Origin of the sequence: Burkholderia mayonis (genome assembly GCF_001523745.2) — a bacterium.
Taxonomy (GTDB): Bacteria; Pseudomonadota; Gammaproteobacteria; order Burkholderiales; family Burkholderiaceae; genus Burkholderia; species Burkholderia mayonis.
Map to the genome: position 1 here is coordinate 1,420,334 of NZ_CP013386.1, position 25,308 is coordinate 1,445,641.

Annotated in this window: 21 protein-coding genes, 1 tRNA gene and 4 pseudogenes; 18 read left to right on the forward strand and 8 right to left on the reverse strand. The window is 63.2% G+C overall.

The features are described from left to right. Nucleotides 1–432: 432 nt before the first annotated feature. From WS70_RS32735 to WS70_RS07115, 8 genes and pseudogenes are all read left to right on the forward strand, one after another. The gene (locus tag WS70_RS32735) at nucleotides 433–693 is read left to right on the forward strand and encodes a hypothetical protein (protein ID WP_159082864.1); all 261 of its coding nucleotides are present in this window, start codon (nucleotides 433–435) and stop codon (nucleotides 691–693) included. 482 nt (nucleotides 694–1,175) lie between these two features. Further along, a pseudogene (locus WS70_RS07090) lies at nucleotides 1,176–1,925 on the forward strand (major capsid protein); the annotation flags it as partial. A 1-nt stretch (nucleotide 1,926) separates the two neighbouring features. Continuing rightward, nucleotides 1,927–2,217 carry a head-tail joining protein gene (locus tag WS70_RS07095; RefSeq protein ID WP_059596587.1) on the forward strand — a complete coding sequence of 97 codons (291 nt, stop codon included), beginning with the start codon at nucleotides 1,927–1,929 and terminating at the stop codon, nucleotides 2,215–2,217. A 1-nt stretch (nucleotide 2,218) separates the two neighbouring features. After that, nucleotides 2,219–2,401 (forward strand): annotated as a pseudogene (locus tag WS70_RS07100) (phage tail protein); the annotation flags it as partial. Then, nucleotides 2,376–2,471, forward strand: a pseudogene (locus WS70_RS07105) (phage major tail tube protein); the annotation flags it as partial. The pseudogenes WS70_RS07100 and WS70_RS07105, both read left to right, overlap by 26 nt. 742 nt (nucleotides 2,472–3,213) lie before the next feature. After that, entirely contained in the window at nucleotides 3,214–4,080 is an 867-nt protein-coding gene (locus WS70_RS31385) for a hypothetical protein (protein ID WP_159082865.1), read from the forward strand. A 369-nt stretch (nucleotides 4,081–4,449) separates the two neighbouring features. Beyond that, nucleotides 4,450–5,724: pseudogene (locus WS70_RS07110) on the forward strand (IS5 family transposase); the annotation flags it as partial. 1,089 nt (nucleotides 5,725–6,813) lie between these two features. Next, complete coding sequence (locus WS70_RS07115; protein WP_059471164.1) at nucleotides 6,814–7,086, forward strand: hypothetical protein; 273 nt, start codon at nucleotides 6,814–6,816, stop codon at nucleotides 7,084–7,086. Nucleotides 7,087–7,360: 274 nt separating this feature from the next. Here WS70_RS07115 and WS70_RS07120 read toward each other — a convergent pair whose 3' ends face one another. Further along, nucleotides 7,361–8,164 carry an inositol monophosphatase family protein gene (locus WS70_RS07120; protein WP_059471165.1) on the reverse strand — a complete coding sequence of 268 codons (804 nt, stop codon included), beginning with the start codon at nucleotides 8,162–8,164 and terminating at the stop codon, nucleotides 7,361–7,363. A 302-nt stretch (nucleotides 8,165–8,466) separates the two neighbouring features. Here WS70_RS07120 and WS70_RS07130 point away from each other — a divergent pair, with 302 nt between their 5' ends. Then, the gene (locus WS70_RS07130; protein WP_059471175.1) at nucleotides 8,467–9,333 is read left to right on the forward strand and encodes an RNA methyltransferase; all 867 of its coding nucleotides are present in this window, start codon (nucleotides 8,467–8,469) and stop codon (nucleotides 9,331–9,333) included. Nucleotides 9,334–9,516: 183 nt separating this feature from the next. After that, nucleotides 9,517–10,299 (forward strand): serine O-acetyltransferase, encoded by a 783-nt coding sequence (gene cysE / locus WS70_RS07135; RefSeq protein WP_059471166.1) that lies wholly within the window; start codon nucleotides 9,517–9,519, stop codon nucleotides 10,297–10,299. Between the two features lie 291 nt (nucleotides 10,300–10,590). Here the strand turns inward: cysE and WS70_RS07140 are convergent, their stop codons facing one another. The 4 genes from WS70_RS07140 to WS70_RS07155 all read right to left on the reverse strand — a co-directional run bounded on the left by WS70_RS07140 (nucleotide 10,591) and on the right by WS70_RS07155 (nucleotide 13,335). Next, complete coding sequence (locus WS70_RS07140) at nucleotides 10,591–11,391, reverse strand: UDP-2,3-diacylglucosamine diphosphatase (RefSeq protein ID WP_059471167.1); 801 nt, start codon at nucleotides 11,389–11,391, stop codon at nucleotides 10,591–10,593. 26 nt (nucleotides 11,392–11,417) lie between these two features. Further along, complete coding sequence (locus WS70_RS07145; RefSeq protein WP_059471168.1) at nucleotides 11,418–11,909, reverse strand: peptidylprolyl isomerase; 492 nt, start codon at nucleotides 11,907–11,909, stop codon at nucleotides 11,418–11,420. Nucleotides 11,910–11,989: 80 nt separating this feature from the next. Next, on the reverse strand, nucleotides 11,990–12,565 hold the full coding sequence (locus tag WS70_RS07150) for a peptidylprolyl isomerase (protein ID WP_059471169.1): 576 nt from the start codon (nucleotides 12,563–12,565) through the stop codon (nucleotides 11,990–11,992). Between the two features lie 47 nt (nucleotides 12,566–12,612). After that, on the reverse strand, nucleotides 12,613–13,335 hold the full coding sequence (locus WS70_RS07155; RefSeq protein ID WP_059471170.1) for a tetratricopeptide repeat protein: 723 nt from the start codon (nucleotides 13,333–13,335) through the stop codon (nucleotides 12,613–12,615). A gap of 230 nt (nucleotides 13,336–13,565) precedes the next feature. Between WS70_RS07155 and cysS the strand changes: the two genes are divergently transcribed. The 4 genes from cysS (at nucleotide 13,566) to tilS (ending at nucleotide 18,542) form a co-directional block, all read left to right on the forward strand. Continuing rightward, nucleotides 13,566–14,963, forward strand: a complete 1,398-nt coding sequence (gene cysS / locus WS70_RS07160; protein WP_059597707.1) for a cysteine--tRNA ligase — start codon at nucleotides 13,566–13,568, stop codon at nucleotides 14,961–14,963. A gap of 47 nt (nucleotides 14,964–15,010) precedes the next feature. Next, nucleotides 15,011–15,952 carry a DNA-3-methyladenine glycosylase family protein gene (locus WS70_RS07165; protein ID WP_059471172.1) on the forward strand — a complete coding sequence of 314 codons (942 nt, stop codon included), beginning with the start codon at nucleotides 15,011–15,013 and terminating at the stop codon, nucleotides 15,950–15,952. 103 nt (nucleotides 15,953–16,055) lie between these two features. After that, nucleotides 16,056–17,027 (forward strand): acetyl-CoA carboxylase carboxyltransferase subunit alpha, encoded by a 972-nt coding sequence (locus WS70_RS07170; RefSeq protein ID WP_059471173.1) that lies wholly within the window; start codon nucleotides 16,056–16,058, stop codon nucleotides 17,025–17,027. A gap of 42 nt (nucleotides 17,028–17,069) precedes the next feature. Next, complete coding sequence (tilS, locus tag WS70_RS07175) at nucleotides 17,070–18,542, forward strand: tRNA lysidine(34) synthetase TilS (protein ID WP_059471174.1); 1,473 nt, start codon at nucleotides 17,070–17,072, stop codon at nucleotides 18,540–18,542. Nucleotides 18,543–18,667: 125 nt separating this feature from the next. Here tilS and WS70_RS07180 read toward each other — a convergent pair whose 3' ends face one another. Beyond that, nucleotides 18,668–18,910, reverse strand: coding sequence for a hypothetical protein (locus WS70_RS07180; RefSeq protein ID WP_082716430.1), 243 nt, complete (start codon nucleotides 18,908–18,910; stop codon nucleotides 18,668–18,670). On the opposite strand from WS70_RS07180, the gene WS70_RS07185 reads away from it, so the two are divergent. From WS70_RS07185 to map, 4 genes are all read left to right on the forward strand, one after another. Beyond that, nucleotides 18,893–20,143: an aspartate kinase gene (locus WS70_RS07185; RefSeq protein WP_059473133.1), complete on the forward strand. Its 1,251-nt coding sequence runs from the start codon at nucleotides 18,893–18,895 to the stop codon at nucleotides 20,141–20,143. The two genes, WS70_RS07180 and WS70_RS07185, sit on opposite strands and share 18 nt — an antisense overlap. 114 nt (nucleotides 20,144–20,257) lie before the next feature. Continuing rightward, nucleotides 20,258–20,351 (forward strand) — tRNA-Ser (locus tag WS70_RS07190). A 685-nt stretch (nucleotides 20,352–21,036) separates the two neighbouring features. Next, complete coding sequence (locus tag WS70_RS07195) at nucleotides 21,037–21,264, forward strand: ParD-like family protein (RefSeq protein WP_059473132.1); 228 nt, start codon at nucleotides 21,037–21,039, stop codon at nucleotides 21,262–21,264. Continuing rightward, nucleotides 21,264–22,091, forward strand: coding sequence for a type I methionyl aminopeptidase (gene map, locus WS70_RS07200; RefSeq protein ID WP_059473136.1), 828 nt, complete (start codon nucleotides 21,264–21,266; stop codon nucleotides 22,089–22,091). The genes WS70_RS07195 and map overlap by 1 nt, the downstream gene beginning before the upstream one ends. Nucleotides 22,092–22,255: 164 nt before the next feature. On the opposite strand, the gene WS70_RS07205 is transcribed toward map, so the two are convergent. Further along, nucleotides 22,256–24,322, reverse strand: a complete 2,067-nt coding sequence (locus tag WS70_RS07205) for an insecticidal delta-endotoxin Cry8Ea1 family protein (protein ID WP_082722332.1) — start codon at nucleotides 24,320–24,322, stop codon at nucleotides 22,256–22,258. Nucleotides 24,323–24,698: 376 nt separating this feature from the next. Beyond that, nucleotides 24,699–25,262, reverse strand: coding sequence for a TetR/AcrR family transcriptional regulator (locus WS70_RS07210; protein ID WP_059473130.1), 564 nt, complete (start codon nucleotides 25,260–25,262; stop codon nucleotides 24,699–24,701). Nucleotides 25,263–25,308 lie beyond the last annotated feature (46 nt).

The following is a 25,308-nucleotide window of genomic DNA, read 5'->3' on the forward strand; positions in this document are numbered from 1 at the left end:
ACGCCGCTGATGTTATGCGCGTGGCGGAAACCTACGCTGAGGTCTGAATGCGGTTTGACGCCCGATCGGCAAAGCAACTTTTGCCCGGTGCACACCTGAAAATCGATGGCTGTCCGGGGCTCAGGCTCGAGGCGACGGCATTACCGTTACAAGTTACTCGTCGACGGGCGTATGCGACAAATCAAAATCGGCGGGGGGGCCAGCGCCTTCCATCGCGGCGGCCGCCGTTGAGTGGGAGCGTCTGAAACAAGAGCGCAACTCAGGCAACGACCCGGCGCTCGCCAAGCGGCAAGCAAACGATTCTGTCGGCGTTATGGTACAGCAAGGGGATTCGCCGACAGTGCGCGATATCTGTATGGCCTACCTGAAGGGGCACGTCGAGCGCAATCGCCAGCCGAAGGGGCGGCCGAAGTGGCCCGGATGTTCCGGACGATGTTGGGAGATATTGCAGCGCTGCCGGCCGCCGAGCTGACGCGCGAGCGCGCGTTCAGCAAGATCGACTCGTATCGGCAAACTCCGGTGCAGGCGTCGAAGCTTCGACTCGAACTCGGGGCCGCTTGGGGCTACGCTCTGGATACTGGCCGGCTGCCCGAGTCTGCGTCGAACTGGTGGCGACAAATCATGCGCGGTCGACTACGCAGCAACGGCAGACGGATCCAGGGCAGCCGGTCGGTACCGCAAAACGGTTCCTGAGCGACGTCGAGGCGGGTGCATTGATCAACTGGTTGCCGAATTTCAGTCGCAATGTCGAGGATGCGTTGACGCTGTACCTTTGGACCGGGACGCGCGGTGCCGAGATCGGCGCAATGGAAGGGGCAGAGATTACCGACGAACAGGACGGCCTGTGGTGGACGATTCCCAAGGCCAAGACGAAGAACGCCAGGCACGAGAAAGCGACGGATCTTCGGGTGCCGTTAATCGGACGTGCGGATGCTGTTGTGCGCCGACGCCTCGAACGTTACGGCAAGGGGAGGGTGTTCCCGGCGGAGCGAGGCGGGCACATGCAGCAGAAGGTGTTCGGTCAGGCCGTTCATTTCCATATGCCCTATAGCGAGACGCGGCCGGAACAAGCCCGGCCGCGTCTTCCGGTCACGCATTGGGCCCCTCACGATCTGCGTCGAACGGCTCGCACGATGTTGGCTGCGCTCGGCTGTCCGTACGAGATCGGCGAGGCCACCGTCCACCTTCCGCAGCGTGCGGTCATCAAGGTGGACGAGATCCAGAACCTGCGCGCGTTCGGCGACGATTCGGAGTTGGAGACGGTGCAGCGCTACGTCGACCGGCGGCTCGCGAAGATGCGTCGCCAGATCGACGCGACGCACGAGTATCACCGCCTCGGCGCGGTGCGCGGCGTGATCCTCGACGCGGACGGCAAGCGGGTCGTCGCGAACCTGCTCGACAGCTTCGGCATCGAGCAGCAGGTCATCGAATACGAGCTGTCGAACGCGAAGACCGAGATCCGGACGAAGAACGAGGATACGCTCGAAGCGATCGAGGATGCGCTCGGCAATGTGCCATTTTCGAGCGTGCGCGCGTTCTGCGGGCGTAACTTCTGGCGCAAGTTCCTGACGCTGCCGACCGTCAAAGAGACGTTCCTGAACACGGCGGCGGCTGCGGCGCTGCGCGGCGATCCGCGCGGGGCGATCGAGCTGGACGGGATCGTGTTCGAGCGCTATCGGGGCAAGGTCGGCGGCATCCCGTTCGTCGGCGACGACGAAGCGTATGCGGTGCCGGAAGGCGTGCCGGATCTGTTCATCTCGCGCTTCGCGCCCGGCGACTATGTCGACGCGGTGAACACGATCGGCCTGCCGTACTACGCGCGGCAAGAAGTCATGCCGTTCAACAAGGGTGTCGAGATCGAGGCGCAGTCGAACCCGATCCACCTGTGCACGCGCCCGCGTGCGTGCATCCGCCTGAAGGCGTGACATGGCGTTTCGCGACCTGATAGCGGACGTCGACGCCGCCGTGCTGCGGGATCTGGGCGACGACGACGTGGTCGTCGACGGCCGTCCCGTGCGCGGCATGTTCAACACGCCTTGGCTCGGCCCCGATCTCGGCTCGCAACGCACGAACCTCGTTGCGCCCATGCTGCACGTGATCGACGAAAATGCCGTCGGCATCCGGCCCGGCAGCATCGTCGTCGCGCGCAGCGGACGCTATCGCGTCGTCGAGGCGCAGCCGGACGGCACGGGCTGGACGATCTTGGTGCTGCAATGACATGAACCAACTGAAAGTCGAAATCGATATCGGCGCGGTCACGGCCGTCTTGCAGGGCATGTCGCCATCCGCGATGCAAGGCGCGTGGCGGCGCACGCTGCGCAAGACGGGCGCATGGATCAAGAGCCAGACCGCGAAGGAAGTCAGCGCGGCGACGCGGATCGGCGATCCACGAGATCGACGTGTTCGGCTTCGTGCGCATGATCGACGGCGTCGATCAGCTCGCGCAGGTGCGGCGCGATCTCGGCATGTGATGCAGCGCGGGTCAAAGCTACTTTTTAATGTTCATTGAGGACTATTGGGGAAGGTTGCGAATCACCTTACAGATCGTCTAAATTCTCTCGCGAGAGTCATTACAGGATCACGCACGCCAGGACCGCGAAGTGATTGGTATTCGTGCCCCCTCCCAATGTCTAATTTACATTTAATTAAGTGGGGCATTAGTATGGAGCACTTTGAATCTAACTCTCTAGCACGGCAATCCAAAGATGGTTTTTGACATGCCCTTGTTAGTGATGCCGATCGTTCTATCCTATATTTAACCGTTGTTGGTCGCATCATTACAACTGTCCTGATGGATGGTGATATATGAACGGGGGATACCATGAGGCCGTCTGATGACATGCTCAATAATCGGGGAAGGAGTCAAAGTCTTTGTGCAAAAAGTCAAGTAGGGAGATTCTTTGATGCGCTTCGCCGAATAAGGAAGGAGGTTTGGCGTTTCGCGTTATACGAAATTCTGGCTGGAGTGTGTTTGCTTTTTGCTTACAACATAGGGATAACTCTAGCTCAATTGAATTTCGAAAATCTGACAACGGAAAATTACCCTTTTATAGCTCGGATCCTTTTGGATATTTTGAGGGATTTGGGGGTGGGGTTCTTCGTCGCCGCTGCTGCTGGAATCGGCTTTGAGGGTTTACACCAATCAGTAGGGGGGCGGCAAAGGAGCTTGAGGTTCAACAGAAGATAGACGCTCTCATAGATGTTGCGGAGAAGATGAAGCACTTCGCCAATCCACTGGTGGCCGTATCTAATCACTTAGATGCAATTCTCTCGGATGCCAAATATCGAGAAATAAAAGAGAACATTAATGAGACGATAAAGGTGATGGCAGAAATACGGTCGCATGACAAAGAATCCTGTCCTGGATTAGAGGGGGTGGAGTATGTTGCACTCGTGGATTGGATGCTGGATGAGTATGTGCTATCTGGTGCGAAGGATTTGGCGCACCTTATGAGGGCGTTGAATCCGGAGGAAATGGATTTTCATGCGAGCTATGCGCCGCCTGATCGGAAATCGCTCGCGCAACGTATATTCGCGGCGCAGATGAAAAGTATGAAGTGTGGGGATGAATATCACTCTCTTACAAATTTGTGTCTCTATGAGGGGGGCGATGCGAAAATGTTTATTGATGCGATCAAGGATGCGCTCCAAAACGGTGTTTCTGTAAGGCGGCTTTTTAATTTGTGCGAACTTGAGGTGGATAGTTCGCCAATGCTGAGCTGGACTACTGTATGTAAAATGATTGGAGATCAGATGTCTTTGTTTTCTTCTGGTAAATTTCAAGCGCGAGTTTTGAGGGTCAAAGAGGCAGCCTTGGTAGATCGTGAAATTACGAATGGTTGTAATCTTCCAAATGCTGATGCGGTTAAAAATCTTTATTTTGGTATATTCGTTCATCGGCAAGGTGGGGCGGTTGTATTTCGTGCGTCGCCAACGGATATTACAAAGCTCAGTCTGGAGGCATTTCAAAAATCAAAAAACGTGAAACCTACTATGGATTTATTTGATCATTTATGGAATATGTCTTGCCCGGCGATGGAATTTATTGAAGAAAATAAAGAATTTATAACCGGAGGTTAGGGAAAAACCTGATGGAATTTTATTTCCAAGCATCGATGGGGCGCTGCAACGTCTTCATTTGTGTCAATGGGGTCGTGTCCCGCATTTATCGATCTCTGTCTAAGAATGAGTGACCTATGCGCTCGCTAAAGGTTGGTGCCCAGATCGAGCTGGCTTGAACGACGGAAGCGAGCCAGGTAGGTGGTTTTCATTTTGCAGAAAATCAATCAAATTTTTAATCAAAGGGGCGCTCAGCGCCCCTTTTTTAGTCGAACCTGAACAATCCTGGACGGCTTATACGGAAAGGCGGTGAGGCCGAAACGGTGTTGTTGGATTTGCAGGAAGCAGGCATATTGACGCGTGAATCCTGCAAATCCTGACGAGGTGTGGATGGGTCCGAAGTTGCCGGTGACAGAGGGAGATTTCTTCCGCCAACCGCTGCGCGAGCAGATCAATCTGAAGCATCCGTTGATTCGCCTGGCCGATCTGATCGACTGGGCTCGGTTGAGCACGACGATGAGTGCGAGTTTCGCATCGTCTCGTGGCCGACCGGCAACGTCGCCGCGTTTGATCGCAGGGCTGCTGTACTTGCAGCACGCGTTCGACCTGTCGGATGAAGAGGTCGTCTGGCAATGGCTGGAGAACCCGTACTGGCAAGTGTTCACCGGCGAGACGTACTTGCAGACGAAACCGCCGATCGATCCGTCGAGCCTGACGCGCTGGCGTAAGCGCCTGGGCGAAGCCGGCGTTGAAGAACTGTTGGCTGAGACGATCGAAGCGGCCAAACGCGCAAAGGTCATCAAGACGACGAGCCTGAAGCGGGTGATTGTCGATACGACGGTGATGGAAAAGGCGATTGCGCATCCCACCGATTCGCGCCTGCTCGAACGTTGCCGGGAACATCTGGTGAAGGCCGCCGCCCAGCACGGGCTGAAGCTGCGGCAGAACTACAACCGCGAAGCGCCGCGTCTGGCGGGCCAGATCGGGCGCTATGCGCATGCGAAGCAGTACAAGCGGATGAAGAAGGCGCTGCGCACTTTGCGTTCACGAGTGGGGCGCGTGATGCGTGACGTGGAGCGGCAACTGGAAGGCGTTGTTCAGCAAAGTCGCGCGGAGTTGGAAGACTTGATCAGCCGCACGAAGCGGATTCTCACGCAGAAGCAGAAGGACAAAAACAAGCTGTATGCGCTGCACGCGCCGGAAGTGGAGTGCCTGGCGAAAGGCAAAGCGCGCAAGCCGTACGAATTTGGCGTGAAGGTGTCGATCACCACGACGCACAAGGAAGGTCTGGTAGTCGGAGCTCGTTCAATGCCGGGCAATCCATACGACGGGCACACGTTGGCCGAAGCGTTAGAACAAGCGGCGATCCTGAGCGATGTGCAGCCGGAGATCGCCGTCGTCGACCGCGGCTACAAGGGCGTCGCCGTCGATGGTGTGAAGGTCTATCACCCAGGTTTGCGACGCGGTATCACACGCGGCCTGCGAGCAATGATCCGGCGTCGCAGCGCAATCGAACCGGCCATCGGGCACATGAAGGCCGACGGCAAGCTCGATCGAAATTGGCTCAAGGGTTCGTTGGGCGATGCGATTCATGCGGTGCTGTGCGGCGCTGGCCACAACCTGCGGATGATCCTGCGCAACCTGCGGCTTTTTTACGCCCTGATCGAATTGTTCAGGGCCGACTATGTACGTGCGAACGCTTTCCAACCGTGCATTGCTCTCATGAACGTGCGATGCATGTGTTCGGGTGCGACTGCCCGCCAATTTCCGGGTGCGAATTCAAATGCGCGATTGATGCATCTCGCATTAATTCGGGATCGCATTATTCATTGTTTTATTTTTCATGCGCGATGAATATTTGCATGATCATGTTTATATTGTCTGTTTTCTGATCGATTGATGTCGAATGCTATCGATATATATGATGAATAAGATAATATTATTGGTCTTGCTGGTGTGGAGATAATAGTCTCCATCGAGCGCCGAAATCGGGTGCGCCGCGAGATGCGTGGCCGCCAAAAATATGAGGCGAAATGGTGAAATTGTCTGGTCGGTGTATTGATTGAATGATGTTCGTGCGGCGTTGGCCGATGAAAAATTGGAATGCGGTGTTGTCGGGTATTTATTCAGAAACGAAATTGTTCAGGTGCCGATATTCACCATTCGACATGGGTGATCATGTCGAGATGACATGAGTTCGGATGCAGTCGGGGAAGTAGCGGGAAAATAGATTAATCGAACGATGTGACGTTGTCGCGCATATGAGTAGTCTCCCGTGAAAAAGGGGATTCATGATGTCTCATCGAATCGTTTCTGTTTGTCGCGGTCGCGGTCGATGCGAATGCGCCGGGTGGTTCGCTTTGCAATCGATCTCACGACGATGACGGAATCGTAATTTTTCTATTGCCGATACAGGTTGCGCCGATCGTGAATGCGGCGTTGCCATGAGTCGCGGCATTCGGAATCCATCGCAATGCACCGCACGTCCATGGAGTCGGGTGGGCCGTTTTGTCTCGTCCGCAAACTTCGAGCGCTACGCGTGTGAGCCGGAATGCGAGTGTGCTTTCGACGTCGGCAACGGCGGCGCCGTGCCGCAGCCGGACGCACGCGATCCGTGGAGGTCGAATCCGGCCGCCGATCGACCGGCGACGAATATTCAAGTGTCTAGGTGTTGGTGGAGTTGATTGAGTGGTGCAAGTGTGCATGTAGTCAGCATTTCAATCGCAATGTCATCTTTTAATTAAGGATATTGAAATGAAAAAGATTATCGCTGTTATCGCTTCAACCTTGCTTCTGGCTTCGTCCTATGCGCACGCGGATACGTTGTGCACGTCGGGCACGATTAACAAGCTCTTCATCGACAAGAACGGGGTCATGGAGGTCACCGTCGGCAACCTGTCTTACTTGAACGGAAACAAGGATGCGTATCCGCTCATCAATTCGGCATTCCTGATGGGTAAGCAGTTCTACATTTACGCGAGCACTTGCCAGCCGGGCACGTCGATGGGAGGTTTTGCCGTTCGGTAACGCAGGCCGATGAAGCAGATCGCTCGAGCGCGATGCAGTTCGCGTCGCGATGTCGCATGCCGGCCGGTGGGCACTGGCCGGTCGGTCACTTTGTGGCGATGCGGCGCGCTCGTGAGCGTTCCCGGCGAGGCAGAGTAGATGGAGGGCGTCGGCGGCGCAAGCCGGCTAACTCGCGAATGCCTGGAAATGAAATGGCCCGCGGCGCTCGAAGCGCCGCGGGCCGCCGGATCTCGTCACCGCCGCGACCTGCGTTACGCGGCGGCGACCACGCCGCTCATTCCTTCGCCGGCCGCGTGTGCGTGTAGCGGTTCAGGATCGGGATCATCTGCGCGTAGATCTTCGGGTTCGCGGCGACGATCTCGCGCTGATGCAGGAAGTCGGAATCGCCCGTGTAATTGCCGACGAGGCCACCCGCCTCGGTGATGAGCAGGCTGCCCGCTGCCACGTCCCACACGTTGATGCCTTGCTCGAAGAAGCCGTCGAGACGGCCCGCCGCGACGTTGGCGAGGTCGAGTGCGGCCGCGCCCGGGCGGCGCAGCCCGGTGCATGCTTGCGTCATGTCGGCGAAGAGGCGCGCGTATGCGTCGAGGCCGTCCTTCTCGCGGAACGGAAAGCCCGTGCCGACCAGCGCGTCGGCGAGGCGGTCGCGCCGTCCCACGCGGATGCGGCGGTCGTTCAGGTACGCGCCGCGGCCACGCGTCGCGGTGAAAAGGTCGTTGTGGTTCGGATCGTAGACCACCGCTTGCGTGACGACGCCCTTGTGCGCGAGCGCAATCGACACGCAGTAATACGGAAAGCCGTGGATGAAGTTCGTCGTGCCGTCGAGCGGATCGATGATCCACTGGAATTCGGATTCGTTGCCCGACTCGCCGGATTCCTCGGCGAGGATTGCGTGGTCCGAGTAGGCGGTTTTCAGCGTTTCGATGATCGCATCTTCCGCTGCCTTGTCGACTTCCGTCACGAAATCGTTCTGCTGCTTCTTGCGGATCTCGATCAGATCGAGATCGAGCGATGCGCGATTGATGATCTGTCCGGCGCGGCGAGCGGCCTTGACAGCGATGTTGAGCATGGGATGCATGGGCCTGAATCCTGAAGCTGGCGACGCTAGGCCGCCACGAATGGTGATCGAACCAGCGAAACGACACCGGGCGCGTATGAGGCGGCCGGCGGGCGTTTCGCCGACGGAAGACGAATTGGCAAAGAGCGGGGTGCGGGCCGAACAGGCAGCGTGGGCGCCGCATCGAGAGTGCAATTTTACCCGACTCGCGGCGCTTTTTTGCGAAACGGTAGCGTGTACTGTTCGATTGGCCATTCGGACGAGTGGGTTTGTCCGCGAGTTGGCGATACCATACCGGCATCCCGATTAGTCGAATGAACGTCTTGGAATCTCAGCAGAAACCGTTCGCGCCGTCCGCCGGCGCGGCCCCGTCCCGTCCGGCGCGGACCACGCGCGGCGGGTTTACGTCGACGCGCTTCGTGCTCGTCGAGCCGAGTCACCCCGGCAACGTCGGCGCAGCGGCGCGCGCGCTGAAAACGATGGGCTTTTCACGTCTCGTGCTCGTCGCGCCGCGCGTGCCCCACGTGCAGAGCGATCCGGAAGCGCTCGCGATGGCGAGCGGCGCCGACGACGTGCTCGCGTCCGCACACGTGGTACCGACGCTCGCCGATGCGCTGAACGGTGTGCAGTGGTCGATCGCGCTCACCGCGCGTTCGCGCGAGTATGGGCCGCCGCGGCTCGCGCCGCGTGCGGCCGCCGCGAGTGCCTGCCGCCAGTTGCAAACGGGCGACATCGCGCTCGTGTTCGGCAACGAGCGCACGGGCCTGCCGAACGAGCATGTCGAGCGTTGCAGCGCGATTGCGCACATCCCGGCGAACCCCGCATACAGCTCGCTCAATCTCGCGCAGGCGGTGCAGGTGCTCGCGTACGAGTTGCGCGTCGCGCTGCTCGAAGACGAGGAGTCCGTCGTGCCGCGGGACGCCGCGCTCGGCACGCTCGCGCAAAGTGACGAGATTGAGCGGATGTTCGTTCATCTAGAGAATGCGCTGATCGCGCTCGACTTTCTCGATCCCCGCAATCCGAAGAAGCTGATGCCGCGGCTGCGGCGGCTATTCGCGCGAACGGGGCTCGAGCGCGAGGAGGTGAACATCTTGCGCGGGATCGCGAAGCACATCCTGCTGAATGCGGGCGGTGCGGAGGCACGCGCGGGCGACGACAAGGACGACGCAGGCGCCGGGCGAGACGAGTGACGGAACGCGCCGGCTCGCCCAACGGCGCTATACCTGCGGTCGCAGCAGGGAGAACGCGGCAGCCGCTGCGCGCTCGCGACGGCCGTTCTACAATCGATCGCACGTCATAAGAAAAGCTGTCGAAACGATAATGGCTCCGCCCGGCAGCCGCGCACCGGGCTTTCTTCTTCCATCGTCACCACCATGTTCACGAGACTTCGCGAAGACGTCGCCACGATCCGCGAGCGCGATCCCGCCGCCCGCAGCGCCTGGGAAGTGCTCACGTGTTATCCGGGGCTGCACGCGCTCGTGTTCCATCGGATCTCGCACGCATGCTGGCGCTCGGACTGGCGCTGGCTCGGCCGGTTCGTGTCGCAGGTCGGCCGCTTCCTGACCGGCATCGAGATCCATCCGGGCGCGACGCTCGGCCGGCGCGTGTTCATCGATCACGGGATGGGCGTCGTGATCGGCGAGACGGCTGTCGTCGGCGACGACTGCACGATCTACCAGGGCGTGACGCTCGGCGGCACGTCGCTCACGCGCGGTGCGAAGCGTCACCCGACGCTCGAGCGCGGCGTGATCGTCGGCGCCGGCGCGAAGGTGTTGGGCGGCTTCACGATCGGTGCGGGGGCGAAGATCGGCTCGAATGCGGTCGTCGTGAAGCCGGTGCCGGCAGGCGGCACGGCAGTCGGCAATCCGGCGCGGGTCGTGATGCCGGCCGATGCGAAGCGCATACCTGAGCGCATCGCGTTCTGCGCTTACGGGATCACGCCGAACGCCGACGATCCGATGTCGCTTGCGATTCACGGCCTCATTGATCATGCGGCGAAGGAAGCGCAGCGGGTCGACGAGATCGTAGCGGCGCTCGAGCGGCTGGGTGCGCATCTGGACGCGCTGCAGGGGGCGGACGGTGCGCGGCTCGATTTGCGTCGCCTGTCCGCGGCGTTCGAGGGCAAGGCGCTCGACGGGAAGGCGATCGAGCGCTGAGTCGTGCGCGGCGCCGAGCGCGCCGTGATCGACGTACGGCGCACGCGATCTCGCCGCACGCGTTCCGTAACGCGCCGTAATTCTCGGGCGGGGGCGAAGAGGCATCGGCATCGCGTTCGACGCGCACGTGTCCTGGAGGACCTTGGGAGCTTGCCTGCGGCATCGTTCGTCGCGTTGCCAACGCGGAGCGCGAGCGCGCTGCGTGGCTCGGCGCTGCGTGACGGCAATTGCGCGGATGTCGACAGCCGAGGCGCTATCGCTCCAACTCCATCCGATTTGACCGCGCGATGCTCAATCGAGCGGCAGCGCGCGAATCCCTTGTGCATCGACGCACAGATACCCGCCGCGGCGCGGTCCGTGGTCGAGTTCCCAGTCCGGCAGCACCCAGCGCACGCCGCCCGCTTCGACGTGCCTCGCCGGCTTGTGCGTGTGGCCGTGGATGATCGTGCGCGTGCCGCTGCGCCGAAAGAGGGCGGCGATGCCCTTGCGCGTCACGTCGTAGCGCGGCGATGCGGGACGCATACGGCCGGCTTCGCTCGACGCGCGCATCCGCTCGGCGAGCGCGCGGCGCCACGCGAACGGCCACGCGAGAAAGAGCCGCTGCGCGACGCCGTTGCGCGCGAAGCGGCGAAACCATTGATAGCCGCGGTCGGCCGTGCACTGCGCGTCGCCGTGCGCGAGCGCGATGCGGTTGCCGAACGCGACGACGACGGACGGATCCGGAATCAGAAGCGCGCCCGCCGCCTTCATGAAGCGCTTGCCGAGCAGGAAGTCGCGATTGCCGCGCATCACGTAGAGCGCGATGCCGCGCTCGGAGAACGTGTGCAGCAGCGCGGCCATACGGGCCGCGAACGGATCGTGATCGAGGATGTCGTCGCCGATCCAGTATTCGAACAGGTCGCCGAGGATGAAAACCGAATCCGCGCTGTCTGCCGTCACGCGCACGAAGTGCTCGAACGCGGCGACCGTGCGCGGAATCGCATCGCTCAGGTGCAGATCGGAGACGAACAGGAACGGGCGTGCCGCATGCGCGAGCCCGCGCTCGCCCGGCACACCCGCAAAGACGCTTCGCGGCGGCGTTTCCTGCAGCATCTCGGCGCCTCGTCGCTCTACACTACTCAGACCACGACGGCCTTCTCGATCACGACGTCGTCGTTCGGCACGTCCTGATGGAAGCCCTTGCTGCCCGTCTTGACGGCCTTGATCTTGTCGACGACGTCCTGGCCTTCGACGACCTTGCCGAACACCGCGTAGCCCCAGCCCTGCGGCGTCGGCGACGAGTGGTTCAGGAAGTCGTTGTCGTTCACGTTGATGAAGAACTGCGCGGTCGCCGAGTGCGGATCGTTCGTGCGCGCCATCGCGATCGTGTACGTGTCGTTCTTCAGGCCGTTGTTCGCTTCGTTCGCGATCGGCGCGTCGGTCGGCTTTTGCTTCAGGCCCGGCTCGAAGCCGCCGCCTTGGATCATGAAGCCGTTGATCACGCGGTGGAAGACCGTGCCGTCGTAGTGGCCCTTCTTCACGTAGTTGAGGAAGTTCTCGACCGTCTTCGGCGCCTTCGCGTCGTCGAGTTCGAGCTTGATGACGCCGTGGTTCGTATGCAGTTCGACCATGATGATTCCTTTGATGGGGAGGGTTCAAACGGCGCGCGGCCGCTCTGGACGACGCGGCCGCGCGGGAGGTTCGGGTTGGCTTATTTCGAGACGATCGTCGCCGATTCGATCACGATCGGCTTTTCCGGCACGTCGCGCATCGGGCCGCGCACGGTCGTCGACGTGGCTTCGATCTTCTTCACGACGTCCATGCCCGACACGACCTTGCCGAACACCGCGTAGCCGTTGCCGTCCGGATTCGGATAGTCGAGGCCCGCGTTGTCGACGGTGTTGATGAAGAACTGCGCGGTCGCCGAGTTCGGATCGCTCGTGCGCGCCATCGCGATCGTGCCCGTCGCGTTCTTCAGGCCGTTCTTGCTCTCGAGCGGGATCGGCGCGCGGGTCGGCTTCTCGTCGAAGTTCGTCTTGTAGCCGCCGCCCTGGATCATGAAGCCCTTGATCACGCGATGGAAGATCGTGCCGTTGTACTGGCCCGCCTTCACGTAATCGAGGAAGTTGGCGACGGTCTTCGGCGCCTTCTCCGGGTACAGCTCGACGCGGATGTCGCCCTGCGTGGTCTTTAGCTGCACGACGGGGTGCGTCGCGGCCGATTGCGCGAACGCGGGAGCGGTCGCGAGGAGGGCGGCGCTGCCGAGCGCCAGCAACAGACGTTTCATAACGGTCCTCTGGGTGGGTGAAGGAAAGACGCGGCCGCCGCAGCGCGTTATTGCGACGGCGCGACGTAAGGCGGCATCGCGAGCGTACCGCTTGGGCCGCCGAACTGGAACGTCGGAGAAAGCGGCAGGGTGGTCGTCGTCACGTTCGCTGCCGCCCGCTCCGAATAGTCGCGCGCGGACGATGCCGGCGCGGCCGCCGATTTCGCCTTCGGCGGCGTGATGATCTTCTGCAGGTCCGCGAGGCGCTGCGCGGTCGCGCCGCTCGTGCGGCCGAGCGCGCGCGCGCGCTTGTACGATTCGGCCGCGAGGCGCAGGTACAGGTCGCCCAGATTCTCGTAGGCGAGGCCGTAGTTCGGGTTCGCCTGCGTCGCCGTGACGAGCGCGCTGCGCGCTTCGTCGTAGCGGCCGTGCTTCGCATAGAGCGCCGCCAGGTTGTTGTAGGGTTCCGGCAGTTCCGGATAGGCCTGCGTCAGCTCGACGAACTGCTTGATCGCGTCGTCGTCGCGGTTCAGGCGCGCGAGCACGGTGCCGCGCTTGAACTGCGCCTGCACGTCGCGCGGGTTCGACGCGATGCGCGCGTCGAGCTGGGCGAGCGCCTGCGTCCAGTTCCGGCTCGCGATCGACGCGTCGATTTCCGGCGTGCCGTCCGTGGGGGCGGGCGCTTTCTGCGCAAGGGCCGCCGCGCCTGGAAAGAGCGCGAGCGCGGCGCTCACGGCGGCGGTCGCAACAAGGGTCGCAGCGCTCGGCGCACGGCCGCGGGAAGGTTTCATAGGCTCAAATCGGAATGTTATACTCCGACCCATTCTAACAAATCGTCCGCGCGTTCCGGCGAGCCGCGGATTGTCTTTGCCTCTCGCGGCCGTCACCGCTTCGCTTGCGGATCGATCGCCGCATGTCATCCGAGGAAGCGCACGGCACGCGGCCCAGCCAGAGATCCTGTCGGGTGCCGCATGCACGGCGAGCATCGCCAGGCGGTTTCCTTCGGCTCACTTTCGTCTCTATGGAATCACTGCGCATCTACAACACGCTCGCGCGTGACAAGCAAGTTTTCGTGCCGCGGCAGCCCGGCGAAGTGCGGATGTACGTCTGCGGGATCACCGTCTATGACTATTGCCATATCGGCCACGCGCGGATGGTGGTCGTGTTCGATCTCGTCCAGCGCTGGCTGCGCACGATCGGCTATCGCGTGACATACGTGCGCAACATTACCGACATCGACGACAAGATCATCCGCCGCGCGGTCGAGAACGGCGAGACGATCAAGTCGCTGACGAGCCGCTTCACCGACGCGATGAACGCGGACTTCGACGCGCTCGGCGTCGAGCGTCCGGACATCGAGCCGCGCGCGACCGAGTTCATTCCGCAGATGCTCGGGATGATCGAGAAGCTCGAGGCGAACGGCTACGCGTACCTGGCGGAGGACGGCGACGTCAATTACTCGGTGCGCAAGTTCGCGGGCTACGGCAAGCTGTCCGGCAAGTCGCTCGAGGACTTGCGCGCGGGCGAGCGCGTCGCCGCGAACGACGCGAAGGAAGATCCGCTCGATTTCGTGTTGTGGAAGCGCGCGAAGCCGGAAGAGCCGGCCGGCGCGTCGTGGGATTCGAAGTACGGTCTGGGTCGTCCGGGCTGGCACATCGAATGCTCGGCGATGGGCTGTACGCTGCTCGGCGAGCATTTCGACATCCACGGCGGCGGTCAGGATCTGCAGTTCCCGCACCACGAGAACGAGATCGCGCAGAGCGAGGGTGCGACCGGACAAACTTTCGTCAATTATTGGATGCACAACGGCTTCGTGCAGGTCGATAGTGAGAAGATGTCGAAGTCGCTCGGCAACTTCTTCACGATCCGCGAAGTGCTCGAGAAGTTCGATGCCGAAGTCGTGCGCTTCTTCATCGCGCGCACTCACTATCGTTCGCCGCTCAACTACAGCGACGTTCACCTCGACGATGCGCGCGCGTCGCTCACGCGTCTTTACACGGCGCTGAAGGACACGACGCCCGATTCGGCGCCGCTTGACTGGAACGAGGCGCATGCGCGGCGTTTCGCGGCCGCGATGAACGACGATTTCAACACGCCGATTGCAGTCGCCGTGCTGTTCGAGCTCGCGACCGAGGTGAATCGCACGCGCGATCCGGCGCTCGCGCGCCAGCTCGAGCGGCTCGCGGGCTTGCTCGGCCTGCTCGGCCGGGCGCCGCGCGAGTTCCTGCAGCAGGCGGCGGGCATGGCGCGCGCAGGCGCGCTCGAGCCGGAAGAGATCGACGCGAAGATCGCCGCGCGCGTCGCGGCGAAGCAGGCGAAGAACTTTGCCGAAGCGGACCGGATCCGGGCGGAGCTGCTCGAAGCCGGAATCGCACTTGAAGACAAACCGGGCGGATCGACCGAGTGGCGTCGCGTATGAGCGCGCATGGTCTGTCCCACTGATCGACTCGCCAGGTAGGAGGCTAGATGGCAACGGCCAGAAAAGCGCCGGCTAAGCGTGCGGCGGCGCAGCCGCCGATAGCGGCGAAGCGGGCCGGCGCGCGTGCGCCGGCGGTGCACGAGGCGAGCGCGAAGCGCGCGGCGCCGAACGGCGCGGCCAACGGCGCCGCGCATAAGCCGAGCTTGCGTGCGGCGGCCACGAAGTCGCCGCGCGCGAAGGTCGACGGCGAGCAGGTCGCCGATGCGCTGCCGCGCGAGACCATCGTCGCGTCGGCAGCGGAGGCGGGCGTGCGCAAGGCGCGCGTGTCGGAGGCCGCCGTGCCGGTGCAACTCTCCGACGCCGAGATGGTCGCGCGCCCGCCATACTGGGACAAGGCGTGCGCCGATCTCGTCAAGCGCGACCGGATCCTGAAGAAACTGATTCCGAAGTTCGGCCCGGCGCATCTCGTCAAGCGCGGCGACTCGTTCGTCACGCTCGCGCGCTCGGTCGTCGGCCAGCAGATCTCGGTCGCGGCCGCGCAGTCCGTGTGGGTCAAGATCGAGACCGCCTGCCCGAAGCTCGCGCCGCCGCAGGTCATCAAGCTCGGCCAGGAAAAATTGATCGCGTGCGGTCTGTCGAAGCGCAAGTCGGAATATATTCTCGATCTGGCCCAGCACTTTGTGTCGGGCGCGCTTCACGTCGACAAATGGGCGACGATGGACGACGAGGACGTGATCGCGGAGCTCACGCAGATCCGCGGGATCGGCCGCTGGACCGCCGAGATGTTCCTCATCTTCAACCTGTCGCGGCCGGACGTGCTGCCACTCGACGATCTCGGACTCATCCGCGCGATCAGCGTCAATTACTTCAGCGGGGAGCCCGTCACGCGCAGCGAGGCGCGTGAGGTGGCAGCGAACTGGGAGCCGTGGCGGACGGTCGCCACCTGGTATATGTGGCGCAGTCTCGATCCGCTGACGGCCAATAGCTGATTGAGGCTATTGCTTTTCGCCATTCGATAGTCGCGACCCGGTCTTGCATCAGGCGAGCACGGTTAGAATACGCGCTGCCGCAAGACTCAAGGATTTCAAACACATGAAGACCACATTTCTGGATTTCGAGCAGCCGATTGCCGAACTCGAGGCGAAAATCGAGGAACTGCGTTTCGTGCAGGACGACTCGGCTGTCGACATTTCGGAAGAGATCGAGCGGCTGTCGAAAAAGAGCCAGCAACTCACGAAGGATCTGTACGCGAACCTGACGCCGTGGCAGGTGTCACAGATCGCGCGCCATCCGCAACGGCCGTACACGCTCGATTACGTTGGCGAGCTCTTCACCGATTTCCACGAGTTGCACGGCGATCGCGCGTTCGCGGACGATCAGTCGATCGTCGGCGGCCTCGCCCGCTTCAACGGCCATGCGTGCATGGTAATCGGTCATCAGAAGGGCCGCGACACGAAGGAGCGCGCCGCGCGCAATTTCGGGATGCCGCGTCCCGAAGGCTATCGGAAGGCGGAACGTCTGATGCGCGTCGCGGAAAAGTTCGGGCTGCCGATCTTCACGTTCGTCGACACGCCGGGCGCGTATCCGGGCATCGGCGCGGAAGAGCGCGGCCAGTCCGAGGCGATCGGCCACAATCTGTACGTGATGGCCGAGCTGAAGACGCCGATCATCACGACGGTGATCGGCGAGGGCGGCTCGGGCGGCGCGCTCGCGATCGCGGTCGCCGACACGGTCATGATGCTGCAGTTCTCGACATACTCGGTGATCTCGCCGGAAGGCTGCGCGTCGATCCTATGGAAGAGCGCGGCGAAGGCGCCGGAAGCGGCCGAGGCACTCGGTCTGACCGCGCATCGCTTGAAGGCGCTCGGCCTCGTCGACAAGATCGTCAACGAGCCGCTCGGCGGTGCGCACCGCGATCCGAAGGGGATGGCCGCGCTGCTGCGCCGTGCGCTCGCCGATTCGCTGCGCCAGTTCCAGGGCATGAGCATCGACGCGCTGCGCGAGCGCCGCTTCGAACGTCTGATGGCCTACGGCAAGTTCAAGGAAACGACGCCGGGCGCGTGAGCGCAGGGCGTCGACTGACGAGGCGCGGCGCGCCTTCCCGCTGTGATCCCTCCGCATGAATTTTCCGCCGATCGCGTCGTGTTCGATGCGATCGGCGTCGCGCTGTCCGCGTTGCCGGACGATGCGCGGATCGCGCTCGCGTATAGCGGCGGCCTCGATTCGACCGTGCTGCTGCACGCGACCGCGCGCGTCGCGGGCGCCGAGCGCTGTGTCGCGCTGCACGTGCACCACGGTTTGAGCCCGAACGCCGACGCGTGGCTCGCGCATTGCGCGGAAACGGCGGATGCGCTCGGCGTGCGGTTCGACGCGGCGCACGTCGACGTGCCGCGCGCGAGCGGCCAGGGCGTGGAGGCGAACGCGCGCGATGCGCGCTATCGCGCGCTCGAGACGATGTGCGTACGGCACGGCGCGCGCGCGCTGTGGCTCGCGCAGCATGCGGACGATCAGGCGGAGACGGTGCTGCTGCAATTGCTGCGCGGCGCGGGCATTGCCGGGCTGGCGGCGATGGCGCCGCAGTATCGGCCGGCATCGACTGACGTCGTGCGCGTGCGGCCGCTCCTGCACTTGCTGCGCGCGCAGCTCGAGCGCTACGCGCAGCAGCACGCGCTGCGCTGGATCGACGACGAATCGAACGCGAACACGCGCTATGCGCGCAATGCGTTGCGCGTCGACGTGCTGCCCGCACTCGCGCCGCATTTTCCCGGTTTTCGCGACGCGCTCGGCCGCACCGCGCAGCACGCGGCGGCCGCGCAGCGGCTGCTCGACGATCTCGCCGCGATCGATCTGCGTGCGGTCGCGCGCGAAGACGGCCGCGTGCTATCGCGCGATGCGCTCGTCGCGCTCGACGACGAGCGCGGCGCGAATCTGCTGCGCTACTGGATGCGCTCGCTCGGGCTGCCGGGCGCGTCGGCCGCGCGTCTTGCGGAGATGATGAAGCAGTTGCGCGCGGCGCGCGACGCGCATGCGCTGCGCGTCGATCACGCGGGGTGGCGCTTGCGTCTTTATCGCGACGACGTTCAATGGGCAGCGGGCGAAGGCGCTGAATCGGCTGCTGCGCAATCCGCCGAGGCGCAAGCGGCCGACGATGATGCGTTCGGTGACGACGCGACCGATGCCGCCCGCGCCGCGTCGCAGCCGGAAAGCGTGCTTGCATGGCGCGGTCAGGAAGTCTGGCATCTGCCCGCATGGCGCGGCACATATGTGTTTCATCCCGCGCATGCGCACGAACACGACGCAGTGCCGGAGGGGCTCCTCGCCGCCGCCGACCTGCATGCGCGCGCGCGCGCGGGCGGCGAGCGCATGCGCACTTGGCAGGGCGGGCCCGGGCGCACGCTGAAGAATCTGTTCCAGGAGCGCGGCGTGCCGGCGTGGCAGCGCGACGTGCCGTTGCTATATGTTGGCGATCGGCTGCTGTTCGTGCCGCGCGTCGGCGTGAACCGCGCGGTGCACGACGGCTCTGATGCGCCGGGCGGCTGGCGGCGCATCGAGTGGCGGCCGGAGATGCTGATCGCATAGCATGCCGCACCCCGTTGCAAGTAGCGGCGGTCGCGAATGCGGTGTCGGGACAAAAACACGTTGCGGCCCGGCCTGTCGGCGTCCGCGCGGCAGCGGCTTGTCAAGCAACCGTCGATCGGGTACGCTCAAGTGTTTGCTCGGCTCGATTTTCGAGCGTTTTGTGCAGGTTTTCCGCGTGACGTACCCGGTTTGCGCGGCCTGATCCGCCTTTTCCGGGCAAATCGCCACGCCCGCGTGCTGCACCCCAGCCGTTCTCTCCGTCGTCCGTCCACAGCCACAAGCCGCGTGACCGAACGGCACCACGGTCTGTCCAGTACGCCCGTGCGGCCTCTCTTCAGTTCTGAACGACAATGGCACTCATCGTACATAAATACGGCGGCACTTCGATGGGCTCGGTCGAGCGCATCAAGAACGTCGCGAAACGCGTCGCAAAATGGCATCAGGCCGGGCACCAGATGGTGGTCGTGCCGTCCGCGATGTCCGGCGAAACGAACCGTCTGCTTGGGCTCGCAAAAGAGATCTCGAGCCAGCCGAGCCCGCGCGAGCTCGACGTGATTGCGTCGACGGGCGAACAGGTCAGCGTCGGCCTGCTGTCGATCGCGCTGCAGGAAATTGGCGTCGAGGCCGTGAGCTACGCCGGCTGGCAGGTGCCGATCAAGACTGACAGCGCGTACACGAAGGCGCGCATCCATTCGATCGAAGACGAGCGCGTGCGCCGCGATCTCGATGCAGGCAAGGTCGTCATCATCACGGGTTTCCAGGGCGTCGATCCGGACGGCCACATCACGACGCTCGGTCGCGGCGGCTCGGACACGTCGGCAGTCGCGGTCGCGGCCGCGCTCGAAGCCGACGAATGCCTGATCTATACGGACGTCGACGGCGTGTATACGACCGACCCGCGCGTCGTCGAAGAGGCGCGTCGGCTCGATAGCGTGACGTTCGAGGAAATGCTGGAAATGGCGAGTCTCGGCTCGAAGGTGCTGCAGATCCGCTCGGTCGAGTTCGCGGGCAAGTACCGCGTGAAGACGCGCGTGCTGTCGAGCCTCACCGATCCGCTGGTTCCGCTCGACGACGAGATGCGCTCGGGCACCCTGATTACTTTTGAAGAAGACGAGACCATGGAAAAAGCAGTCATTTCCGGTATTGCGTTCCAGCGCGACGAAGCGCGCATTGCGGTGATGGGCGTGCCCGACAAGCCGGGCATCGCATACCAGATCCTCGGCCCGGTGGCGGATGCGAACATCGACGTCGACATGATCATCCAGAACCAGAGCGTGGAAGGGAAGACCGACTTCACGTTCACGGTCGGCCGCGGCGACTACCAGAAGGCGATGGACATCCTGACGAACCAGGTGAAGGTTCACGTGAACGCCGAGCAGGTGCTGGGCGACCCGAAGGTGTCGAAGGTGTCGGTGGTCGGCGTCGGGATGCGTTCGCACGTCGGCGTTGCGAGTACGATGTTCCGCACGCTGTCGGAAGAGGGCATCAACATCCAGATGATCTCGACGTCCGAAATCAAGATTTCGGTGCTGATCGACGAGAAGTATATGGAGTTGGCAGTCCGTGCGCTGCACAAGGCATTCGAACTCGACCAGGCGTGATGGAATTTTCGTGACGCACGGAAAGAAAATGCGTCGCGGAAATTGACCTTGGCCCCGTAACCCTATAGAATCTCGGTTTCGTCGCGCTGCCTCCCTGGCGCGAGCGAAGGTTTGGGAGACGTGGCCGAGAGGTCGAAGGCACTCCCCTGCTAAGGGAGCATCTGGGCCAAAACCTGGATCGAGGGTTCGAATCCCTCCGTCTCCGCCAGACATGGCGGAACAAGCCCCGCAAGTTCTTGGACTTGCGGGGTTTTTCTTTTTCGGCATCTCGGAAATGCGTGACGGCGTGTCGTCGTAGTCGGGACCGCATGGGTTCGCATTGCCGATCGATTGATTGGCGATGGGGCGGCGAATGTCGGCGCATCGTCTGCGTCGTGCCGGTGCTTCCCTCGCTCGCGGCTTCGCATGCGGCGCCGATGCTCGCATCCGCCGGCTGATGCGGCGGATGCGATGAGCGCGCGCCGCACGGCCCACATTTCGACTTCATCCTTGATCGATTGCGCGCTTCACGGGGTAGCCGCTCGCATGGGCGGACAGGGCCGGTCGCCGCACGCTGCCCGTGAAGACGCCGGGCAGCCGGTATCGTCACGGATGCCGGCTCGCTGCCCGGCGCATGCCTGTCCAGCGCCGGCGTTGCGCGGATCGAGGCGGGCGGCGTGCAGGAGTTGATCGGCCGTCGAATGGCTTCCCGAGTGGCGTGGTGAGTCGTTCCGGTTTCATGCGCTGTATCCGTCGCGCTGTTGGCCTGCGGTGAACGTCCGTGCGTTCGTCGATTTCGTCGCCGAGATTCTCGAAACCGATCGCGCATAGGCGCGGACGCACCGTGACGCTTGATCGCCTTGTCGCTTATTCGGTAATATACGTTTCGTATATTAATCGTATAAATTTATGCCATGGGAATAGTCAAGATATCCGATCGGATGCATGAATCGCTGCGCCAGGCGAGCGCTGCGTTGAGCCGATCGATCAATGCTCAGGCGGAGCATTGGCTGCGGATCGGGATGCTCGCGGAATTGCATCCGACGCTGAGCTATGCGGAGATTTGCCGTTTGCTGATCCAGGCGGAAATCCAGGGCGACGAAACGACGCCGGCCGCTGACGTCGCTGCGAGGACTGCATGATGATGCGTTCCCGACAAGTGCCGATTCGCTCGAAAGCCGAGATCGCAATGGCGCGCCGCGCCGGCATGCTGGCGGCCGAGGTGCTGAGCATGATCGCGCCGCACGTGAAGCCCGGCATAACGACGAACGATTTGGACCGGCTGTGTCGCGACTACATCGTCGACGTCCAGCATGCGCGGCCCGCGAACATCGGCTATCACGGGTATCCGAAGACGATCTGCGCGTCCGTGAACCACGTGGTCTGCCACGGCATTCCCTCCGATCAGGCGTTGAACGACGGCGATATCGTCAACATCGACGTCGCGCTCGACATGGACGGCTGGTATGGCGACACCAGCCGCATGTACTTCGTGGGCGAGCCGGCGGCGCCGTCACGCCGTCTCGTCGATGCGACCTACGAAGCGATGATGGCCGGGATCGCGGCGGTGCGCCCGGGCGCGACGCTCGGCGACGTCGGCCACGCGATCCAGAGCGTCGCGCATCGCGAGGGTTTCAGTGTCGTCCGCGAGTATTGCGGCCACGGCATCGGCCGCATTTACCACGATGAACCGCAAGTGCTCCATTACGGACGGCCGGGCTCCGGGCTCCGTCTCGCGCCCGGCATGATCTTCACCGTCGAGCCGATGCTCAATGCGGGACGCGCCGAGACGCGGCAGCTTCCCGACGGCTGGACGGTCGTGACGCAGGACCGTTCGTGGTCCGCGCAGTGGGAGCATATGGTGGTGGTCACCGATGACGGCTTCGACATTCTGACGCCGTGGCCCGACGGCGATCCGGCGAACTCGTCGATCGCATCCGACATGTTGCGTACGGCCGAGCGCAACTGATCCGACGCGCCGTTCAGGCGTGCGCGGCCGCGCGCGGCGGCCGGCGAGCGCCGTGCGGGCGATGCGTTTCCGGTCCGCGCGGCTACGCAATCGATGCAGCGGCGGATTCGGTCGAACGCGGCATCGGCATGCGCGGCCGCGCTCGTCCTCGCTTGCGGCGTCCGTCACACTCGCGCCGGCACGACGAGCAGGCTCGCGAATCGAAACGCGTTGTCGCCGAGATCCGCGTTGCGCGCGATCCGCACGTAGTTCACACCGGGCGCGATCGGAAAGAGGTCGCTCGCATCGTAGTGGACGAACGCGCGACCGTCTTCGCCGAGCAGTGCAGGCCCGCCGTCGCGCGCGGCGAGCGTCGCCGAGCCGAGCACACGCTGCTTGTCCGGCGCGAGCAGCGTCAGGTTGACGAATGTGTCCGGTGCCGTCTTCACGTCCGCGAGCAGCGGCACGAGCCGGCACGCGATCGGCGCCGCGGTTCGATTCGTCACGACGAACGTCAGGCACTTGCCGACCAGGATCGACTTGCCGATCATCACGTCCGGATAGCTCGTCGGCGCGCCGAACGTCGACGAATCCGCCGCGCTGAAGCCGCAGGTCAGATCGAGTTCGAGGCCGGTGTCGGCGCTGCGCAGTTCCGCGAGTTGCGCGGCCGACGTGTAGTGGCGCAGCGCCATGCCGCCGTACGGAAAACCATAGCCCGAGTCTTCGCGGCAGGTCTTGCCCGAATGCGTGCCCGGCTTCGTCAGGAATGCCGACACGAAATAGCCCGGCTCGAGCTTCGCCGCATTGCCGGGCGAATACGATTGCGTCGCGCCTGAGTCGTCGATCAGATCGAGCGCGTTGCCGTCCGCGTCGGTCGCAGCCGAGTAGCGCGCGCCCGCGCCGTCCTGCACTTGCAGCGCGCCGAGCAGCTGGACTGTGAGAAAGAGGTTGCGCGTATCGCGCGTCGCTGCCTTCCAGATAGCGCCGCGTCCGTCCGTCAATTCTCCTTTCGACTGATTCGCGGCGAACGCGCGTTGAATCGTGCGCAAGCCGCCCGACACGCCGTCGAAATCGCCCGTGCAGCCTTGCGCATCGATGTACGTCGCGCGGCCGGCGCCGTCGACGAACGTCTGGTTCATCCGGACGACGAGCGGATCGCCGCCGTAGCCGCAATGGCATAGCGCGAGCAGGTCGGTCACGTACGACGTGCGGGATGCGAGCGTCGCATCGGCCGTGTCGCGCACGACGTCGTTCGTGTAGATTTCCATCGAGTTTCGGAAGTCGATCTTCGTCTCGTTGAGCGTCGCGAAGTAGGTCTTCGCCGACGCGAGAAACTTCGCATAACCGAGCGTATGGAAGTTTCGGACGTAATCGTTCTTCTGCGCCGGATCGGCGAGCTTGCCCAGATGATTCACGAGCACCGCCTGCATGTCGTTCTGATACACATGGATCTTCTCGTGCATCTCGCGCAGCAGCGCGGCGATCGTATCGGGTGCGAGTGCGAGTTCGCGACGCATCGACAGATACGCGCTGTACATCGACAGCTGCGCGCTCGCCGCGAGCGCATGCATCGTCAGGCCCTGGTATTCGGAACCCTTGATGAGGAACAGCGGGATCTGCGCGGTGCAGATGCTCACGAACGCTTCGAATTTCGCGGTGATGTTCTCGATCATCGACGCGGAATAGGGCGGCGTCGCGCTTCGCGTGAAGTCGATGAAGTCCTGCAGCACGCGATTGATGCCCGTCAGCACCTGCCGCATGATCTCGACGTTGTTTTTCGAGATCGCTTCCGTCGCGATGCGTCGGATCACGGCTTCTTCATCGGGCCCGCGCTCGAACAGCGCGTTCAATCGGTTGAACAGCAGGTTCAGCACTTCGCCGACGAACGGCCCGACGGCCGGAATGAACGACGCGAGCGCCTTGACCGCGACTTCGCCGAACGCGATGAGCCCCGGCAGCGTATTCGCCGACAGCGCCGCATCGACGACATCGGCGATCGCGACCGCTGCCGGCTGATATTGCTCGATTTGCGTCTTGATGTCGCCGAGCTTCATCTTGAAGCCGGGAATCAGCAGGTCGTTTTCGTCGAACGCGTGGGGCGGCGCCGCGTTGCTCTCTGCAAGATCCGATGTGGTGGCGCGCGGCCCCGCCGCTTGCGTGCCGATGTCGTCGCCGCATGCGGCGAGAAGCGGCAGCACCGCGCTGCATGCGCTGTACATCAGGAAGGCTCGTCGGTCGATTCGACGTGTCATCGCGTCTCCGTGGAAAAATGGCGATGCAGTGCGCGGCCGGCGCGATCGTGCGGATCGGCGGCTGCGAACATGCGGGCACCCGGCGTGCCGGGCAACGGGAGCGGATGTGGGGAGGAGGCGGTTCGGGCGCCGCCTGTGCGTCGAGCGAGGACGTCTCACGCGTCCTGTCGGATGGCCGAGCGTAGCATTTGCGTTCTCGGCTCGTCAATTTTCGGCGCGCTGTCGAACGACGTCGCCGAGTTCGTTAGTCAAGCTGACGATTGCTCGTCGAAGGGAGCGCAGACGCCGGTGCTTGCGTGATTCGCCGCGTACGGATGCATGACGGACCGGCGGCGCAACGCGCGCGGCCGATTCGGCGTGCACAGCGGCACGCGCGTCATTTCTTCGGCGCGTCGCCGTCGAACGCTCGCATCGTGTATGCGAGCACCGAGCGCAGCACTTCGCTGCGGCGTTCGGGCGTCGCCATCGCGCGCGCGACGAGCACCGCGCCGATCGCCGCGCACCCGAGCGTCCACGCCGCTTCTTCATCGTGCAACGCACCCACGAGCGACGCCTGGAAGCGCTTGATCAGATTCTCGAACATCGCGCGGGTCGCGACGTCGGCGCGCGCAATCTCCGGGCCGAGCGCGGGCACCGGGCATCCGAGCTCCGGATGGTCGGCGTGTGCGGTGCTCAGATAGCCGCGCAGCACGGCGACGAGTTCGTCCTTCGAGCGGCCTTCGACCGTCGCGAGCACCTTCGACATCTCGTGCTCGACGATCGCGCGCAGGAATTCCGGCTTCGATCTGAACTGCGAGTAGAACGCGCCCGTCGTCACGCCGGCCGCCGCGGTGAGCGCGTCCATCCCCGTGTTCGCGAAGCCGCTCTTCTTCGCGAGTGCGGCGCCCGCCTCGACGAGGCGCGCGCGGCTCGCCTCCTTGTGTTTCGGTGAATAGCGCATGTCCGTTCCGTTTTCGAGGCTTTGATCGATTGACGTCGATCGAAGT

What these genes read in the sequence shown, in the direction of transcription:
- WS70_RS32735 (WP_159082864.1), top strand. Translation starts at nt 433, where the DNA reads ATGTTGGGAGATATTGCAGCGCTGCCGGCCGCCGAGCTGACGCGCGAG.
- WS70_RS07155 (WP_059471170.1), bottom strand. Translation starts at nt 13,335, where the DNA reads ATGAAACCTTCCCGCGGCCGTGCGCCGAGCGCTGCGACCCTTGTTGCG.
- WS70_RS07140 (WP_059471167.1), bottom strand. Translation starts at nt 11,391, where the DNA reads ATGCTGCAGGAAACGCCGCCGCGAAGCGTCTTTGCGGGTGTGCCGGGC.
- WS70_RS07185 (WP_059473133.1), top strand. Translation starts at nt 18,893, where the DNA reads ATGGCACTCATCGTACATAAATACGGCGGCACTTCGATGGGCTCGGTC.
- WS70_RS07115 (WP_059471164.1), top strand. Translation starts at nt 6,814, where the DNA reads ATGAAAAAGATTATCGCTGTTATCGCTTCAACCTTGCTTCTGGCTTCG.
- WS70_RS07120 (WP_059471165.1), bottom strand. Translation starts at nt 8,164, where the DNA reads ATGCATCCCATGCTCAACATCGCTGTCAAGGCCGCTCGCCGCGCCGGA.
- cysS (WP_059597707.1), top strand. Translation starts at nt 13,566, where the DNA reads ATGGAATCACTGCGCATCTACAACACGCTCGCGCGTGACAAGCAAGTT.
- WS70_RS07095 (WP_059596587.1), top strand. Translation starts at nt 1,927, where the DNA reads ATGGCGTTTCGCGACCTGATAGCGGACGTCGACGCCGCCGTGCTGCGG.
- WS70_RS07165 (WP_059471172.1), top strand. Translation starts at nt 15,011, where the DNA reads ATGGCAACGGCCAGAAAAGCGCCGGCTAAGCGTGCGGCGGCGCAGCCG.
- WS70_RS07195 (WP_059473132.1), top strand. Translation starts at nt 21,037, where the DNA reads ATGGGAATAGTCAAGATATCCGATCGGATGCATGAATCGCTGCGCCAG.
- WS70_RS07205 (WP_082722332.1), bottom strand. Translation starts at nt 24,322, where the DNA reads ATGACACGTCGAATCGACCGACGAGCCTTCCTGATGTACAGCGCATGC.
- WS70_RS07170 (WP_059471173.1), top strand. Translation starts at nt 16,056, where the DNA reads ATGAAGACCACATTTCTGGATTTCGAGCAGCCGATTGCCGAACTCGAG.
- map (WP_059473136.1), top strand. Translation starts at nt 21,264, where the DNA reads ATGATGCGTTCCCGACAAGTGCCGATTCGCTCGAAAGCCGAGATCGCA.
- WS70_RS07210 (WP_059473130.1), bottom strand. Translation starts at nt 25,262, where the DNA reads ATGCGCTATTCACCGAAACACAAGGAGGCGAGCCGCGCGCGCCTCGTC.
- cysE (WP_059471166.1), top strand. Translation starts at nt 9,517, where the DNA reads ATGTTCACGAGACTTCGCGAAGACGTCGCCACGATCCGCGAGCGCGAT.
- WS70_RS07180 (WP_082716430.1), bottom strand. Translation starts at nt 18,910, where the DNA reads ATGTACGATGAGTGCCATTGTCGTTCAGAACTGAAGAGAGGCCGCACG.
- WS70_RS07145 (WP_059471168.1), bottom strand. Translation starts at nt 11,909, where the DNA reads ATGGTCGAACTGCATACGAACCACGGCGTCATCAAGCTCGAACTCGAC.
- WS70_RS31385 (WP_159082865.1), top strand. Translation starts at nt 3,214, where the DNA reads ATGAAGCACTTCGCCAATCCACTGGTGGCCGTATCTAATCACTTAGAT.
- WS70_RS07150 (WP_059471169.1), bottom strand. Translation starts at nt 12,565, where the DNA reads ATGAAACGTCTGTTGCTGGCGCTCGGCAGCGCCGCCCTCCTCGCGACC.